The sequence below is a fragment of the Acinetobacter sp. genome (assembly GCF_041919735.1).
Classification (GTDB): domain Bacteria; phylum Pseudomonadota; class Gammaproteobacteria; order Pseudomonadales; family Moraxellaceae; genus Acinetobacter.
Genome location: NZ_JAYRTF010000006.1, coordinates 96001 through 111547 on the forward strand (window position 1 = coordinate 96001; position 15547 = coordinate 111547).

The window sequence follows — 15547 nt, forward strand, 5'->3', positions numbered from 1 at the left end:
AAGACTTATCCTTTATTCCAAAAATTATAAAAATTAAACCATTGATACGGCGCGCGCATGCAGTGCTGTTCCAGCAATTGCACATATTGCCGTGTGGTCTGTTGCATGGCCTGCATGCGCTCTTTGCGCGGCCAATTCAGCTGATCGGCCACTTTATGAATATGCACTTCAAAATGCGCCTGCACCTGATAGCAAAACACCGCCAAGACGGGCGCTTTCAGCAGGCTCGCCAAGATCCACGCGCCTTGCGGCCACAAAGCATCTTCACCCAAAAACTCAACAGACTGCACACGGCCTGACTGCACCGGCACCCGGTCTGCCGCCACGATCACCCATTCACCTTGATCGAGCTTATCCTGCAAAATCAGCGCGGTTTCGATACCGAGCTCATCCACTGAAACCAGATTGACATCGGCATGCGCATTCAGCTTTTTTAAAAATTCATTAAATTTTGTCGCGTGCTTTTGATAGACCAGCACATTAATTTTCTGTGCATGCGCTGACTTCACTGCACGCAGCAGCTCAATATTGCCAAAATGCGACACCACAATCACTGCGCCTTTTTGGTAATGCGCGCGGAAATACTCATGGCCATGCAATTGCAGCTCCTGTTCAGCCACATTGCCCAGCCAGCCTTCAATTTTATCCAAGATGCATTCACCGAACTGCATCAGATGCGTATAGGTCTGCCCCATCTGCGGTTCGGAGGAAAAAGGCGACTGACTGCCCGCAAAATGATGCAGCTTTTTTAAATACAGCAGCGATGCCTGGCGCGCTGTATTGGAAAACAGCCAATACCATAAAATCACAAAATACAGCACCAGCCGGCACAGCCAGCGGCCGCCCAAGCGGTAAAAGCCCAGCATCAGCATCAGCGGCAGCATGCCGCCGCGCTCTTTCACGGCGCTCCATTTCTGCATATGTTTCTCTGACCGCCTCAGCCTTTGACTTTCTGATAAATCAGTTTGGGGAAACGCAGCAGCATGCCGCCCAGTAAGCGGCTGTGCGCGCGCGCCATGCCCAAGTTGTCCCGCCAGACATCAAAGTGTGAAATGCCGTTTTCAGGATAGATCACCCGCGTCGGCACATTCACAAAAGGCACATTCTCCCATTTCAAACGCACCAAAATCTCGGAGTCAAACCCCATGCGCGGCTGGAATTGAGCGCCGTTCAGCACTTTGACTGTTTGCGCCAGCGGATACACGCGAAAGCCGCACATGCTGTCTTTAATTTCAAACGACAGGCTGTTAATCCAGACCCAAATATGCGTTGCATAGCGGCCATACAGGCGCTTTTTCGGCACAGACGCATCAAACACCGGCTGGCCGATGACCATCGCTTCGGGGTGCATGGCTGAAGCATCTAAAAACTGCTGAACGTCATTCCAGTCATGCTGGCCATCTGAATCCAGCTGCAAGGCATGGCTACAGCCCTGCTTAAAAGCATGCTGCAGGCCAGTCATCACGGCTCCGCCTTTGCCTCGGTTCGCATCATGCTCAACCAAATCGATCAATGGATTCTCGGCTGCGAGCTGCCGCAGCACAGCTGTACACACCTCATCACTGCCGTCATTCACCATAATGATCGGCAATTGAAAAGCGGTTAAATGCGCAGTCAGCGCCGCCAAATAATGCGGATGGTTATACACGGGAATTACAAAGCACGGTTTCATTGCGCTGCCTCGCCTTATGCCTGTTCAGATGCCGCTGCAAACAGCAGCCGGCCTGAAGCTAACGTTTTTTCTGCATGTTTGAGTTCAAAACTCACTTTATGCGCTTTACGGCTTAAAGCCAATTCGACACATTGATAAGGCCGGATCAGGTCTTGAAATTTTAACTGCTCAAAACCATTGCACCAATGCAGATCTGCCCAATGCTGTTTGGCAAAATGCTGAATGAAGCCGATTTGCCCGACTCCCGGATAAATAGGGAAATCCGGGAAATGCCCCTTAAAGCATTCCAGTTCTGGGCTAAATTCCAAATGGTACTGAATGTGTTCAGACGCGATTTGCACACCCAAGACCACTGGCAGCTGCATCGGCTGAAACAGCGATTTGAGGTACTGCTTATTCAATTTCGACTGCGCATTTTGCGGCATTTGCGTCAAGAAGCGCCATTGCCGCGGAATTGCAATGCTTTCCAATTTTTCACTCAGCTGTTTTTTCAACTGTGCCGTAAAGACGGCTTTACCCATCTGCTGCAAGCGCTGACGTGCTTCATCACTGAGCACGGCCACGGCAGCCAAAATTTGACGATGTTCTTTTTCATAAACCAGCGCATGGCACTGCAGCACAGCATCCAATTCAGTAATTTTGCTTTCAACCGCATCGAGGCTGAGGCGCTTTTCTTCCAGCTTGACAATCCGGTCTAAGCGCCCGAGCAGGCGGAATGGACTCTTTGGATTTCCCGCTTCGGTTAATTCAATTTTATCACCGGTTAAAATCCAGTCAGTGCTGAACGCATGATTGGTTTTGACGGCCAGCTCCTGCTGCTCTGCGGCTTGAATATCCACATTGGTAAACGGTGTCCACAAAGCATCATCTTTCTGGCGGTGCGCAATCCCGCCAGTTTCGGAGCTGCCGAACACCTCAGTAATCGGGCTGTTCAGGTACGGCCGCACACCCGCCTCCAGCTTGCCGCCGGAAGAATACACGGTGATGCAATCCTGCAGGCGCACATCATCCGTCCAGCGCTTCAATAACGCTGGGCTGGAAATTACATAATTCGGCAGCTGCAAAGGCGCGATGTTCTTTTGAATATCTGCCACATCTTCCGGAAATGCCACTTGCTGCTGATAAAAACTACGCCCACTGGCTAAGGGCCACAGCAATTTGAACAGCAAGCCATAAATATGCTGATGGCTGACTGTCGCAATCGCAACGGCCTGTTCCGGCAAATCAAAACTGGCATGCAGGCCGCAGACTTCATTAAACAGCTGCTGCAAGGTGCGCGGAATTTTTTTCGGCTGGCCGGTCGAACCCGAAGTATAAAAATACACCTGCGCTTGGCTTAAAAACGCCTCATCCAAATGAAAAAAATCTTCCAGCGCTTGAAGCGGCCGGCTCTCTGCAGTCCGAGGCTGGCGCTGCAGAAAATAAACCTGCTCTGCGGCCAGTTCTTTTTCCAAATCACTGACCCGATTCGGCGGCAGCAGCACTTGTTTGCCTGCCTGAAGCGCCGCAAGCAGCAGCACTAAAAACTCATAGCTGTCCTGTTCCCATAATGCCCAAACTGGCGTCTTCAGCTGGCGGATGTACAGCGACTGTTCAGCTGCATCGCGCCAAAAATCCTGAAATGTGATCTGCTGCAAATCCGGCTGAATGCACAGTGTGCGGGAAGAATTTAAATGGTGCTGAAAATGACAAGACATAAAATTTGTTTCTAAACCGTATTTCTAATATCTAGAGTAAATGTTGTATTCAAAACTGCTATTTTTGCATTTGATGAATGCACTGCTGGCGCTTGCGCAAAATAAACTCGCCCAGCATCAATAGGCCCATCAGCACATAAGATAAAAAACCGTTATACAGCACCCAGATTTTCATCGGCATCCAAAAAACCGTGATCAGCGCGATCGCGGCATTTAGACAAAAAAATCCGCACCACACTTTGGTGACCAGGCGCGTCCACGCTACGCCTTCCGGCGCTAAATCAGGCTCCGCTAAACGCGCAAAGCGTTCAATCATGGACGGCGGCTTGATCAGCGTTGAGGCAAAAATGATGAAAGCGCCGATGCTCATAAACACCGGATACAGTTTCAGCCAGGCATGATCTTTTAAAATCAGGCTGAGTCCGCCGCACAGAATGGCAAAGCCAGTCAAGGGCCACAGCAGCGCATTACCTTTGCTGAACAAGCGGAGTACGCCCAGCGCAATCAAGACCGCGCTGACCCAAATATACTGGCCGCGCGACAAAGCATAGCCGACAAAAAAAGGATAGAGGATCAAACCGATCGCTGCTATCCCTTTTAAAACTGCGTTCATTCAGCCGACATATGCTGAATGACGGCAACCACATCCTGCACGGTGCGGACATTCTTAAAATCTTCCGGATTGACCTGCTTGCCGGTGAGTTCTTTAATTTTTACAACCAGATCAATCGCATCAATACTGTCGACATCGAGATCGGTGGCTAAATTGGACTCGAGCTGGACATCTTCCGGAGCAATTTCAAACAGCTCCTCCATCCATTCACGCAATTTTTCGAGTACTGTTTCTTGTGCAAGCATAGCAACCTCTTATGCTGTTTTCTGTGCTTCAACCAAAGCCACCAAGCTTTGAATTGATTTAAAATGTTCTTTGGTGTCTGCTGACTCGGCATTCAAATGAATGCCGTAGCGTTTCTTCAGCGCCAACCCCAATTCCAGGGCATCAATCGAATCTAAACCCAAACCATCGCCAAATAAAGGCGCTTCAGTATCAATATCGTCAATACTGATGTCTTCCAGGGCAAGCACATCAATAATCATTTGCTTTAATTCATCAGCAAGATTGCTCATTTAAGGATAACTCTTGGTTAAAAAACTGCTGTAATTGTTGATTTAATTGACGTACATTTTTTGGATTGACGGTGACATCATCCAATACGTCTTCCACTCGGACCGCATCCAGCACTTTCACATGGATATGAAAAGGCTGTTCCGGGATATGGTACCATTTTTCATTTTTCGTCAGGGTCGATGGTGTGCAGCTAATCAGCACAGGCCGGATCGGCACCCCTGCGCGCAGCGCAATATTGGCCGCGCCGCGCTGAAAATCGTTCAATTGCGCATTTTTTTCAGTGCGCGTCCCTTCAGGGAAAATCAGCAGTGAAGCGGCTTTGTCCTGCTGCAGCTTGTGCACGCAATCCTGAATAAACTGCTCAGACCCAGCATTCAGAATATAACCCGCACTCTGCACCGGCCCTTTGGTAAAGGGATTGGACCACAGCGCCTGCTTCACGACACAGTTGGCTTGTTCCATTAAACCGATTAAAACCACCACATCAATCAGCGTCGGATGATTGGCAATCACCAGCTCCTGCTGGCTATGCTGCAGCTTGTCTAAGCCTTCAACCTCATAGCTCATAATGCCCAGCTTCACCATCATTTCGGTAAAGCCTTTAAAACTGTGCTTGATCACCTTTTGCGCGCGCTGTGTACGCAGCGCTTCATCTTGAGTGCTGAGTTTCACCAAAGGCGCAATCAGGCCGCCAATCGCAACACCGCCAATGCCGAAACTGGCAAAACTGAATCCCGTCGCGCCGACGCGCCAAGCATAATGGGCTTTTTTCTTGATCTGACTGAGTTTCAGCATTTGCACCACACATCACATTCAGTTTGGCTGCTGTCGTTCCAAAATTGGGCAAACGTTAAAGCCTGTTGAAAATAAGCAGCCTCTTGCGCAGCATGCCCCAAATTCAGGGCTAAATTTTCCGGTGTTAATGACACCATGGCTGCCATCGCAAAGGCATGAAATGGCTGGTGCTCTGCATACAGTTCCGGCAATGGCTCATCATAATACACCAGCAAAACCTGACGGGCTTCCGGCATTGTTTTTAACCATGCGTAGGCTTCAATCAGCCCATCATTCCACGAACCCGCCACGCTGACTGCAGGCGCAGCATCTTGAAATAAAATAGAATACAGGCCAGATACCGCGTTGTGCACCGAAGTTGAAAACTGCGTCGGTGACGGCGTTTCATCATTCAGCACATCTTCTAAAATTTTCAGGGTCTTATGTTCATCGCCATACTGCGAGACCCAGACAATGTAATCAGCATGCTGATCCGCCAAAGCGCGTATCGCGGCGTCCATCGCCAGCTTCGCGATCACAGACAAACGGCGGCGCTGCATTGCTGGAATTTTTTCTAAGGCAGGAAGTACATCATCTGCCCGGCTGATGACCAGCCTAGACACATTCATTTGCACCATGCGCTGTATTTTCCTTAGCCTAAAAACGTATCATAATTGCGCGGATTATAGCATCGCCCATATTTTTTTTACAGAATAGATCTTGATCTTTTTCAATATCATATATTTAGTTTTATTTTTCAATTGCATGACCAAAAACCGGAAATAAAAAAGCCTGCACAGCGCAGGCTTTTTTATTTCAGCGGGTGAAAAATCAGCTGCCCTGAATTAAACGGCGCGCGCTGATAATGCCTGGCTGCTGCTCCAAGCGCGCCAGCAGGCGTGATAATTGCGCCAAACCTTTGACTTCAATCAGCAGCTTCATGTTGGCAATGCCGTCGGCTTCCGAAATGGTGTTCACCTGACGGATGTTGATTTGATCTGAGAAAATTACTTGCGTCAGATCTTTCAGCAGGCCGCGGCGGTCATAGGCTTCCACCACAATCTGCACGCTTTGGCCGCGGGTCGGCTGCATTTCCCAGTCCGCTTCCACAGCGCGTTCAGGTTCTTGACTGATCATGCGCACATAATCCGGACAGGCCACCTTATGAATGCTCACGCCGCGGTTCAGCGTGATATAGCCGGCAATCGACTCACCATGCACAGGCTGGCAGCACTGCGCCACATGCAGCTCAACGTTGTCCAAGCCGTCAATCAAAATGCCGTGCGCAGACAGCGTATGGCTGGCGCGCGGATTCAGCGCCGGCTTCAGCACCAGTTCAGGTTCATCCTGATCCAAATGCATATGGCGGTTGACTTGATTCATCAAGGCATGCAGGCTGATATCGCCGCTCACCAGGCTGATCAAAATATCTTCACCGGATTTCACATTGAAATGATTGCAGTAATCATTCAAATCAATGCTTTTCGGATGAATCGCCAAACGTGACAATTCTTTATTCAGAATTTCACGGCCCACTTCAAGATTCTTGCTGCGGTCCTGCTGGCGGAACCAATGGCGCAGCTTGTCACGCGCACGGGCGGTTTTAATGTAGCCCAGCGAGTTCACCAGCCAGTCGCGGTTTGGTTCACGGTCTTTCTTGGTGAGAATTTCGACCTGCTCACCGGTTTTCAGGGTATAGGTCAGCGGCACATAACGCTGGTTGACCCGCGCCGCATAGCACTTATTGCCTACTTCGGTATGCACGTGATAGGCAAAATCCAGCACAGTCGAACCGCGCGGCAGCTCTTTAATATCACCGTCACGGCTGAAAACATAAATCTTTTCAAAACCTTCGAAATCCTGAATTTGCTCAAAGTTTTCTTCAGATTCATCATCTTTATGCGCGCTGGCGTCATTGCGCTCCTGATAGTGCTCCAGCACGGCGCGCAATGAATGCAGGCGGTGATTGAACGACTGATCGGTATTTTTGCTGCCTTCTTTATAATTGAAGTGCGAACATACGCCCAGCTCAGCTTCTTCATGCATGCTGACTGTACGGATCTGCACTTCCAAAGATTTATTTTCCGCAATCACCGCAGTGTGCAGTGAACGGTAGCCGTTGGCTTTAGGATTGGTAATGTAGTCATCAAACTGATGCGGAATATGGCGCCAGATTTGATGCACAATGCCCAGCGAGTGATAGCACTCAGGCACGGTTTTCACCAAGACACGGACGGCGCGGATATCATACAGCTGGTCAAAGCTGAGGTTTTTGCTTTTCATTTTCCGATAAATCGAATAAATGTGCTTCACCCTGCCGCTGATTTCAGCCTCAATGCCGTGCTCAGCCAATTCCTTGCGCAGTTTATCAATTACAAACTGAATATAATGCTCGCGCTCCAAGCGCTTTTCATTCAGCAAGGAGGCGATTTCTTTATAGCGCTCCGGCGCTAAATAGCGGAACGCCAAATCTTCCAGTTCCCATTTCAGCTGCGCAATGCCCAAACGGTGCGCCAATGGCGAATAGATGGTCAGAATTTCCCGCGCCACACGCTCTTGACGCTCACGCGATGCCTGCGTCAGCTCACGCAAAGCGTAGGTCCGCTCCGCCAGCTTAATCAATACAACGCGGACGTCTTCGGTGACCGAAATCAGCATTTTATAAATGCCGCTTAAATGCTCACGCTGGTTATTATTAAAATGATCTTCCAGGCGCTTATTCTGTTCAATCAGTTCAGAGAGCTTACCCATCGCCAAAGTGCCTTTGACCAAGCCATGCACCTGCTCGCCAAATTTTTCCAGCACTTCATCCAGCGGCATGACGCCTTCACGCACGCAGCGGTACAGCATGGCGGCAGACAGCGTATCTTCATCCACATACAGATGCGCCAAAATATCCGCCATTTCAATACCGGTATAAAAAGTATTGGAACGGTGGCTGACCGTAGACTCCAGCTCTTTTTGCAACGTAAGACGCGCAACTTCTTCAAGCTGCGTCAGAGGCACACCCAGTAAGCTGCGTACACGGTCCAGCCATTCAGCCATATCGTGCAGCGCTTGATCGGCATGTTCTACAGTCGCTTCCTGAGACAGTTCATTGAGACGCCCCGGGAGCTGTTCACGCACTGTGACCATACCCTACTCCTACTTTTTTACTCTTCATTATAACTTAAATCATTCGGCTTATTATCTTGTTCGAACAAGGCTATTGATTCGACATGGCCGGTATGGGTAAACATATCCATCACACCGGCTTTTTTCAGCAGATAGCCTTGCTGCGCCAATATTCCTGCATCTCTAGCCAAAGTCGCAGGATTACATGAAACATAAACGATTCTTTGTGCACCAAATTTGGGCGCATAATGCATGATTTCCTCTGCGCCTGAACGCGGCGGGTCAATCAATAATGCATCAAAACCCTTTTTTGCCCAAGAATGATGCGAAAAGTCTTTTGTTAAATCTTGTGAATAGAAAGTCAGCCAGTCCATGCCATTCTTCAGCGCATTCTCTGCACCGCGATGAACCATTTCCGCACTGCCTTCCACCGCAATAACTTGCCCTGATGCGCCCACACAGCGCGCCAAAGGAAGCGAGAAATTGCCTAATCCGCAAAATAAATCCAGAACCCGCTCGCCTTGCTTCAATTGAAGCAATTCACATGCCAGCTTGACCATTTGCGGGTTAATAGTGGAGTTCACTTGCGTAAAATCCAAGGGACTGAAGGCAAAATCGGCATCAAATTCGTCCAGACGGTAATGCAGGCGCATTTCATTGCTTTGGCCATCTGCACGGACAAGGCTGTCCGGCCCAGCCGGCTGCAAATACAATTGCCAGCCCTTCTGTAACGCAAACTGCTGTAATTGGTTGACATCCCCGTCACATAATTTTTCAGTATGGCGTACGACTAAGGCGACATCCTGATCACCCATAGCCAATTCTATATGACCAATGTCCCCTTTGCCCCTTAGACTTTGGATTAACTGCTTCAAGCGGGTAATCGAGCCAAAGTGCTGATCCAGCACCATGCAGCGGTCAATCGAAGTCAGCTGATTGCTGGCATTTTCGCGGAAGCCCACAATCAGCTTGTCTTTATTCGGCAAATAGCGCACGCCGATCCGCGCTTTGCGGCGGTAATCTTCCCGCGTAGAACGCAGCGGTTCCAGCCATTCTTCGGGCTGCAGACCGGCAAAATGGGTCAGATGCGATTTCAGCACATCCTGCTTCAAGCGGATCTGCTCATCGGGATGAATATGCTGCATGCTGCATCCGCCGCACACGCCGAAATGCGGACAGGCCGGCTGCACGCGCATCGGCGAAGCTTCACTTAACAGCTCAAGGCAATCGGCTTCTTCCAGGCGTTTCGCCTCATGGGTCATGCGCACACGGACGGTTTCACCCGGCAAGGCGTAGCGGATAAAGACTTTTTTGCCGTGCTTTTCTGCAGGATGGTCCGGGTGAGAACCAAAATGCGCGATGCCCCGCCCCTCATGAGAAAGCGACTCAACCTGAAAAATATAATTGGGCTGCTGGGCTTTGGCGGGCTTGGCTCTATGTTTCATGCGGACCTGATGCTATTGGGGAGATGGAAAATCAAATTGGGTAAACGCAGTCTGCTGTGAAGTTTCACGCCAGACCGACAAGAATTCAGCATGCTGCGGCAAAGTCTGCAGATACTGAATGGTGCTTTGCACCAAATGCTGATGATCAGTCAATTGCAGCTGGCCTTTCAGCAGCAGCCAGCGCAGGTAAATCAGCCACGTGTTCAGCACATCGCCTTCACAGTAGCTGCTGAGCGCCTGCCATTGCTGAGTGCAGACATATTCGGGCACGTGATAGGCGCCGTCGCCGCGCTTGCCGGGAAAACCCAGCAAATGCGCGGCATCATCCAGCTTCATAAAATGCCGGCCATTGAACATGGCCATCACATCCATCAAATCAACATGGCGCTGATGGTAGCGGTTCTGATAGTTATTATAGCGCTTTTGCGTATCAATCTCGCCCTGATCAAACAAACTTGGCGCAGAAAGCCCATGATACATGGCGCGGAATAAAATCACCGGCAAATCAAACTGCGAGCCGTTCCAGCTGACCAGCGTCGGATGGCGCTTGTCAAAAATCGAGAGAAACTTGGCTAAAATTTCCGCTTCCGAATACTGTTCACGGCTGAAAGAAAACATTTTCATGCCGTTTTCGTCCAGCCAAAGCCCTGAAATGCAGACAATTTCATGCAGAGGCAGGCGCTGAAAATCTGTACCCGCGTCCTGACGGCGCAGCTTGGCCAGCGCCGCCTCCAAATCTGCCTCAGGCAAATCCAGATGGTACAAATGCGCACCCGACTTCAGATCAGTCAGTGTTTCGATATCAAAAGTTAAAACGGGTAAACGCATTAGAGACTCACACAAAATTAAACAGCAATTCAGACCTTAATCTGCATCCACGACAGAGAAAAGGCCAGTCGACAAATAACGGTCACCGCGGTCGCAGACGATGCAGACAATCACAGCATCTGGGTTTTCTTCCGCCAGCTGGATTGACGCCCAAACCGCGCCGCCGGAAGAGGTGCCGGCACTGATGCCTTCGGTACGCGCCAGTTTACGCGCGGTTTTTTCCGCTTCAATTTGCGGAATATCGATAATGCGGTCCACGCGTGACGGATCGAAAATCGTCGGCAGATATTCTTTCGGCCAGCGGCGGATGCCGGCAATATTGGAGCCTTCAGACGGCTGCAGGCCGACGATTTGAATCTCCGGATTCTGTTCTTTTAAGTATTTTGAAATGCCCATGATGGTGCCGGTGGTGCCCATCGCGCTGACAAAATGGGTAATTTTGCCGCCGGTTTGCTGCCAGATTTCAGGGCCGGTTGTTAAATAATGCGCTTCTGAGTTGTCCGGGTTGCCGAATTGATTCAGCACTAAGCCAATGCCGTCTTTCTGCATTTGCGCCGCCATATCGCGCGCTTCTTCCATGCTTGAAGATTCAATCAATTCTGCGCCATAGGCACGCATGGCGTCTTTGCGTTCCTGACTGGAGCTGGCGGGCATAATCAGTTTCATCTGATAGCCGCGCATCGCCGCGACCATGGCCAACGCAATCCCTGTATTTCCGCTGGTCGCTTCAATCAACGTATCGCCCGGCTTGATCTGCCCGCGCTTTTCCGCCTGCATAATCATGTTGTAGGCTGGGCGGTCTTTGACAGAACCCGCCGGATTATTGCCTTCGAGCTTGGCCAATACTGTTGCTTGAGTGTGATTTGCCAGACGCTGCAAACGCACCAGAGGAGTGTGTCCTACATAGCGGTCTAACAAAAATTCGTCTGCTTGGAAATCAGGAGATGTGTTATTCATTATGTGCACCTATATCGAGGTGCGCCTATTGTATGAAAAAATGACTTTTACTGCACCCATTTACGGGAGCTTTTTCGTGAAAGCGATTAAAGCGCAATCAGATTTAAATAATCCATGCTAATATGCCAAGCATAAGGAATAAACTGCTTGCATCATGTCAAACATCAACAAAAAGCTTTTTAAACGCCTGCACTTAAATCATGCTTATGGACAATTGATCGCACTGATTTTTGTGCCGATTACGATTTTGGCATGTGTAGGCGCAGCGTTGGTAATGACTGAAACGTCAAATGCAGCCAAAGCGCAGCAGCGTCAAATGGCCATCGCCATCCTCACCCGCTACCAGCCAACGGCTGAAGGCGCCATGAACCTGCTGCAGCATTACCCTTGGCAATTTGATCAAGCGCGCTTCAGCATGCAGAACATGCTGAACGAAAAACACCTGGTCCGCTCCGCCATCATTGACAGCAAAGGCCGCAACCGCCTGAACATCGGCCCGGAAGACCAAGACGCCTGGCCTAAAATCACCAGCAAAGCCAGCTTTTCCGGCCCAATTAAATTCAACAAAAATAACGTTTATGCAGCCAAATTCAATGATGAAGCCAATACACCGTATTGGCTGCTGGTTGAACTGGACAATCAGCCTTTAGAAATTGCGCATTACCGTGTCTTGATCGTGCTGATCGCCACCGGCCTGCTGACCCTGCTGCTGCTGCTGCTGTGCCTGAATTTCTATTCACGGCGCTGGATTGCGCCGATGTACGAGATCCGCATGCAGCTGCAGCGCCTCAATGCCGACACGCTGGATCAGCACATGATCATCAACAGCACCGGCGAACTGCGCCTGCTGCAGCGCGACATTGCCAATGTGGTAAAACGCCTGCATTTCAGCTTTTTGGAGCTGCGCGAGCATACCGAACAGACCGAGGATGACCTGCGCAGAACCTTAGACACGTTAGAAGTGCAAAACATTACTTACCGTCAGGCGCGTGACCAGGCGATTCATGCCAATCAGTCCAAATCGGTCTTTCTGGCCAATATTTCGCATGAACTGCGCACGCCGCTCAACAGCATTGATGGCTTCATCCACCTCTTGCTGCGTCAAGGCAATCTCAGCAATGAGCAGAATTTATATCTGCAGACCATCCGCAAATCTTCCGCGCATTTATTGGCGCTGATTAATGATGTGCTGGACTTTTCCAAAATTGATGCCGGCAAGCTGGAGCTGGAAACCGCGCCCTTTGATTTAGAAGAAGCAGTCTTTGATGTGATGGATATGCTGTCGCCGCTGGCCGCGCAGAAGCATATCAATATGACCTTCTATTATGCCGATCAAGTGCCGAAACAGGTCATTGGCGATGCGCTGCGCTTTAAGCAGATTTTGACCAACCTGATTTCCAATGCCATCAAATTCACGCCGGACGGTGAAATTATTGTCCGTGTGCGCATGGAGCATGATGATATCGGGCAATGCCTGCTGCATTTCAGCGTGCAGGACAGCGGCATTGGCCTCAGCGGCACAGACCGCAAAAAACTGTTTGAATCCTTCTCGCAAGGCGATGCCTCGGTGACCCGCCAATTTGGCGGCACCGGCTTAGGCTTGGCGATTTCCAAGCAGCTGGTCAGCCTGATGCAGGGGCAAATTGGCTTTGAAGACAATCAGGAGCGCGCGCCAACCGAAAAAGGCTCGACCTTCTGGTTTACCGCGATGTTCAGCGTCAATGAAGATGACGCCGAGGTTCTGGCGCCGCGCTTTGACAGCGTCCAAGTGGTGTCTTATCTTGCGCATCCGGCCACCGCCAATGTGCTGCGCCAGTATTTGGAAAACTACGGTGTGCAGCATATTGAAGCGCAGTCGATTCTGGATCTGTTCAGCCGGCTGAATCAGCTGCGCCAAGCGGAAAACACATGGCTGATCGTCGATCACAGCGGCGATACCGAAGCCATGCTGAAAGAAATCCGCACCCGCTATACAGGCCATCTGGCTGTTTACGGCTATCAAATGCTGCTCGATCCAAGCATGCTGAGCGAATACCGCGCCCGCCCGCTGCATCAGCCGCTCAGCCGCAGCGCATTGATTCAGCTGCTCAGCAATCAGCCGTTTTTTGATGAGGATGAGCATGAAGACTTTAACGGCCAGGGCCTGCATGTCCTGGCGGTGGACGACCATCTGCCGAACCTGATCGTGCTGGAAGCGCTGCTGTCAGAACTGAATGTCACCACAACCAAAGCCTTGAGCGGTCAGGAAGCCATTGAGATTATTCAGTCGCGCTATGAGCAGGGGCTCAACGCTTTTGATTTGGTCTTCATGGATATTCAAATGCCGGTGATGTCCGGTGTCGATACCACCCGCGCCATTCGCTCATTAGAGTCAACCTTGGAAAATCATAAGCGCCTGCCGATTATTGCGCTGACCGCGCATGCCCTGTCCGATGAAAAGAAAAAGTTGATGCAGGTCGGCATGGATGATTATGTGACCAAGCCGATTCAAATGGATCAGATCATCCAGATCCTGACCCATTGGACCGCAGAAAATTTCAAAAAAGTGCCAGTGCTGGAACGTACAGCGTTTATTGATACGCTGGATCCGAATATTCTCGATTGGAAGCAGAGCCTGCATTTGGCCGCCAATAAAGAAGATCTGGCCACCGATTTGCTGAAAATGCTGAATGACAGCTTTGATCAGGAACTGCATGAAATTGAACAGCTGATTGAGCTGGAAGATTATCCGCAGCTTGAACATGTGCTGCACCGCCTGTACGGCGCGACCCGCTATGTCGGCACGCCTGCCTTGCAGAACAGCACCGGTGGTTTTGAACAGTTTGTTTCAACACTGCGCAAAGAACGGCGCAAGGCCGATGAAGCGTTCATTCAAGAAGTGTCAAACCGCTTGGATGAGCTGAAAACAGTGATTGCGCAAGTGCGGCATGCTTCGGAGCAGATTTTAAACAAACCTGAAAGCTGAAAGCCTGCGCGCAGCGCGCTTGATTTGGCCGTATTGCCGAGAATTTGTGACTGCCCTGTCATGATTCGATCAGCGCTGCATGCTATGCTCGAGGCAAGTCAAAAAATAAGAGTTTTTACGCATGGCACTGGTTAAACTGGAAAAAAATAACGGCATTGCAACAGTGACTTTAAACCGTCCGGATAAACGCAACGCCATGAGTTTTGCATTGCTGAAAGAACTGGTGCGCATTGCCAACCTGATTAAAAAAGACCGCTCCATCCGCTGCGTCATTTTGACGGGCGAGGCGCAGGTGTTCAGCGCCGGCATTGACCTGTCCGATCTCAATGATCCGAAAAATAGCGCCTATGCCGCTTGGGAGCTGATCAAACCCGGCCAAAGCCTGTTTCAAAAAGCCTTCTTGGTCTGGCAAGAACTGCCAGTGCCGGTGATTGCCGCGCTTGAAGGCTTTTGCTTTGGCGCTGGCATGCAGCTGGCGCTGGCGGCAGACATCCGCATCGCCCATCCGAAAACCCAAATGTCCATTATGGAAAGCCGCTGGGGCTTGGTGCCGGATATGGGGCTGACCCGCTCGATTAAAGGCATTATCGGTCTGGACTTGGCCAAAGAACTGTCGCTGACTGCACGTATTTTTGATGGCGAATACGCCAAAGAAATTGGCCTGGTCACGCATTTAAATGAAGCGCCGCTGCAGCAGGCTCAAGCGCTGGCGACCGAAATGCTGAGCCGTTCACCGGATGCGCTGACTGCAGTCAAACGGGTGCTGGATGCCATGGAGCATGCCCCAGCCAAATCCCTGCGCTTAGAAAAAATTTGGCAGCTGAAATTGCTGCTGGGCAAGAACAGCAAGCTGGCGCGCAAAAAAGACAAGAACCCTGAGGTTCAGTTTTTACCGCGTCAATACCATTAAAATCGAATATCCAGCAAACAGGCAAAATCAGTATTATCAGGCAGCGAAGACTGAAC

The 15547-nt window shown here is 50.3% G+C and carries 14 protein-coding genes; 2 read left to right on the forward strand and 12 right to left on the reverse strand.

Translation table 11 applies throughout. From position 1 onward, the window contains the following. Positions 1-5 precede the first annotated feature (5 nt). The 12 genes from ACE3T3_RS05195 to cysM all read right to left on the reverse strand — a co-directional run bounded on the left by ACE3T3_RS05195 (position 6) and on the right by cysM (position 11616). Positions 6-920, reverse strand: coding sequence for an acyltransferase (locus tag ACE3T3_RS05195; protein WP_374664741.1), 915 nt, complete (start codon positions 918-920; stop codon positions 6-8). A 17-nt stretch (positions 921-937) separates the two neighbouring features. Continuing rightward, positions 938-1672: a glycosyltransferase family 2 protein gene (locus tag ACE3T3_RS05200; RefSeq protein ID WP_374664743.1), complete on the reverse strand. Its 735-nt coding sequence runs from the start codon at positions 1670-1672 to the stop codon at positions 938-940. A gap of 14 nt (positions 1673-1686) precedes the next feature. Next, the gene (locus ACE3T3_RS05205; RefSeq protein ID WP_374664745.1) at positions 1687-3369 is read right to left on the reverse strand and encodes an AMP-binding protein; all 1683 of its coding nucleotides are present in this window, start codon (positions 3367-3369) and stop codon (positions 1687-1689) included. A gap of 58 nt (positions 3370-3427) precedes the next feature. Next, positions 3428-3982, reverse strand: a complete 555-nt coding sequence (locus ACE3T3_RS05210) for a septation protein IspZ (protein WP_374664747.1) — start codon at positions 3980-3982, stop codon at positions 3428-3430. After that, complete coding sequence (locus tag ACE3T3_RS05215; RefSeq protein ID WP_374664749.1) at positions 3979-4227, reverse strand: acyl carrier protein; 249 nt, start codon at positions 4225-4227, stop codon at positions 3979-3981. Before ACE3T3_RS05215 ends, ACE3T3_RS05210 begins: the two co-directional genes overlap by 4 nt. A 9-nt stretch (positions 4228-4236) precedes the next feature. After that, positions 4237-4497, reverse strand: coding sequence for a phosphopantetheine-binding protein (locus ACE3T3_RS05220; protein WP_374664751.1), 261 nt, complete (start codon positions 4495-4497; stop codon positions 4237-4239). Continuing rightward, the gene (locus ACE3T3_RS05225; RefSeq protein WP_374664753.1) at positions 4481-5293 is read right to left on the reverse strand and encodes a lysophospholipid acyltransferase family protein; all 813 of its coding nucleotides are present in this window, start codon (positions 5291-5293) and stop codon (positions 4481-4483) included. The genes ACE3T3_RS05220 and ACE3T3_RS05225 overlap by 17 nt, the downstream gene beginning before the upstream one ends. Next, complete coding sequence (locus ACE3T3_RS05230) at positions 5287-5910, reverse strand: beta-ketoacyl synthase chain length factor (RefSeq protein WP_374664755.1); 624 nt, start codon at positions 5908-5910, stop codon at positions 5287-5289. The genes ACE3T3_RS05225 and ACE3T3_RS05230 overlap by 7 nt, the downstream gene beginning before the upstream one ends. 193 nt (positions 5911-6103) lie before the next feature. Further along, positions 6104-8407, reverse strand: a complete 2304-nt coding sequence (locus ACE3T3_RS05235) for a bifunctional (p)ppGpp synthetase/guanosine-3',5'-bis(diphosphate) 3'-pyrophosphohydrolase (RefSeq protein ID WP_374664757.1) — start codon at positions 8405-8407, stop codon at positions 6104-6106. Positions 8408-8424: 17 nt separating this feature from the next. After that, a complete protein-coding gene (rlmD, locus tag ACE3T3_RS05240; protein WP_374664759.1) occupies positions 8425-9831 on the reverse strand; it encodes a 23S rRNA (uracil(1939)-C(5))-methyltransferase RlmD in 1407 nt (468 codons plus the stop codon). A gap of 12 nt (positions 9832-9843) precedes the next feature. After that, positions 9844-10659, reverse strand: a complete 816-nt coding sequence (locus tag ACE3T3_RS05245) for a 3'-5' exonuclease (RefSeq protein WP_374664761.1) — start codon at positions 10657-10659, stop codon at positions 9844-9846. 36 nt (positions 10660-10695) lie between these two features. Continuing rightward, a complete protein-coding gene (gene cysM / locus ACE3T3_RS05250) occupies positions 10696-11616 on the reverse strand; it encodes a cysteine synthase CysM (RefSeq protein ID WP_374664763.1) in 921 nt (306 codons plus the stop codon). Positions 11617-11770: 154 nt separating this feature from the next. Between cysM and ACE3T3_RS05255 the strand changes: the two genes are divergently transcribed. Next, entirely contained in the window at positions 11771-14581 is a 2811-nt protein-coding gene (locus ACE3T3_RS05255) for an ATP-binding protein (protein WP_374664765.1), read from the forward strand. Positions 14582-14702: 121 nt separating this feature from the next. Beyond that, a complete protein-coding gene (locus tag ACE3T3_RS05260) occupies positions 14703-15491 on the forward strand; it encodes a crotonase/enoyl-CoA hydratase family protein (RefSeq protein ID WP_374664767.1) in 789 nt (262 codons plus the stop codon). Positions 15492-15547 lie beyond the last annotated feature (56 nt).

What these genes read in the sequence shown, in the direction of transcription:
- rlmD (WP_374664759.1), bottom strand. Translation starts at nt 9,831, where the DNA reads ATGAAACATAGAGCCAAGCCCGCCAAAGCCCAGCAGCCCAATTATATT.
- ACE3T3_RS05255 (WP_374664765.1), top strand. Translation starts at nt 11,771, where the DNA reads ATGTCAAACATCAACAAAAAGCTTTTTAAACGCCTGCACTTAAATCAT.
- ACE3T3_RS05205 (WP_374664745.1), bottom strand. Translation starts at nt 3,369, where the DNA reads ATGTCTTGTCATTTTCAGCACCATTTAAATTCTTCCCGCACACTGTGC.
- cysM (WP_374664763.1), bottom strand. Translation starts at nt 11,616, where the DNA reads ATGAATAACACATCTCCTGATTTCCAAGCAGACGAATTTTTGTTAGAC.
- ACE3T3_RS05200 (WP_374664743.1), bottom strand. Translation starts at nt 1,672, where the DNA reads ATGAAACCGTGCTTTGTAATTCCCGTGTATAACCATCCGCATTATTTG.
- ACE3T3_RS05225 (WP_374664753.1), bottom strand. Translation starts at nt 5,293, where the DNA reads ATGCTGAAACTCAGTCAGATCAAGAAAAAAGCCCATTATGCTTGGCGC.
- ACE3T3_RS05220 (WP_374664751.1), bottom strand. Translation starts at nt 4,497, where the DNA reads ATGAGCAATCTTGCTGATGAATTAAAGCAAATGATTATTGATGTGCTT.
- ACE3T3_RS05230 (WP_374664755.1), bottom strand. Translation starts at nt 5,910, where the DNA reads ATGGTGCAAATGAATGTGTCTAGGCTGGTCATCAGCCGGGCAGATGAT.
- ACE3T3_RS05260 (WP_374664767.1), top strand. Translation starts at nt 14,703, where the DNA reads ATGGCACTGGTTAAACTGGAAAAAAATAACGGCATTGCAACAGTGACT.
- ACE3T3_RS05235 (WP_374664757.1), bottom strand. Translation starts at nt 8,407, where the DNA reads ATGGTCACAGTGCGTGAACAGCTCCCGGGGCGTCTCAATGAACTGTCT.
- ACE3T3_RS05215 (WP_374664749.1), bottom strand. Translation starts at nt 4,227, where the DNA reads ATGCTTGCACAAGAAACAGTACTCGAAAAATTGCGTGAATGGATGGAG.
- ACE3T3_RS05245 (WP_374664761.1), bottom strand. Translation starts at nt 10,659, where the DNA reads ATGCGTTTACCCGTTTTAACTTTTGATATCGAAACACTGACTGATCTG.
- ACE3T3_RS05210 (WP_374664747.1), bottom strand. Translation starts at nt 3,982, where the DNA reads ATGAACGCAGTTTTAAAAGGGATAGCAGCGATCGGTTTGATCCTCTAT.
- ACE3T3_RS05195 (WP_374664741.1), bottom strand. Translation starts at nt 920, where the DNA reads ATGCAGAAATGGAGCGCCGTGAAAGAGCGCGGCGGCATGCTGCCGCTG.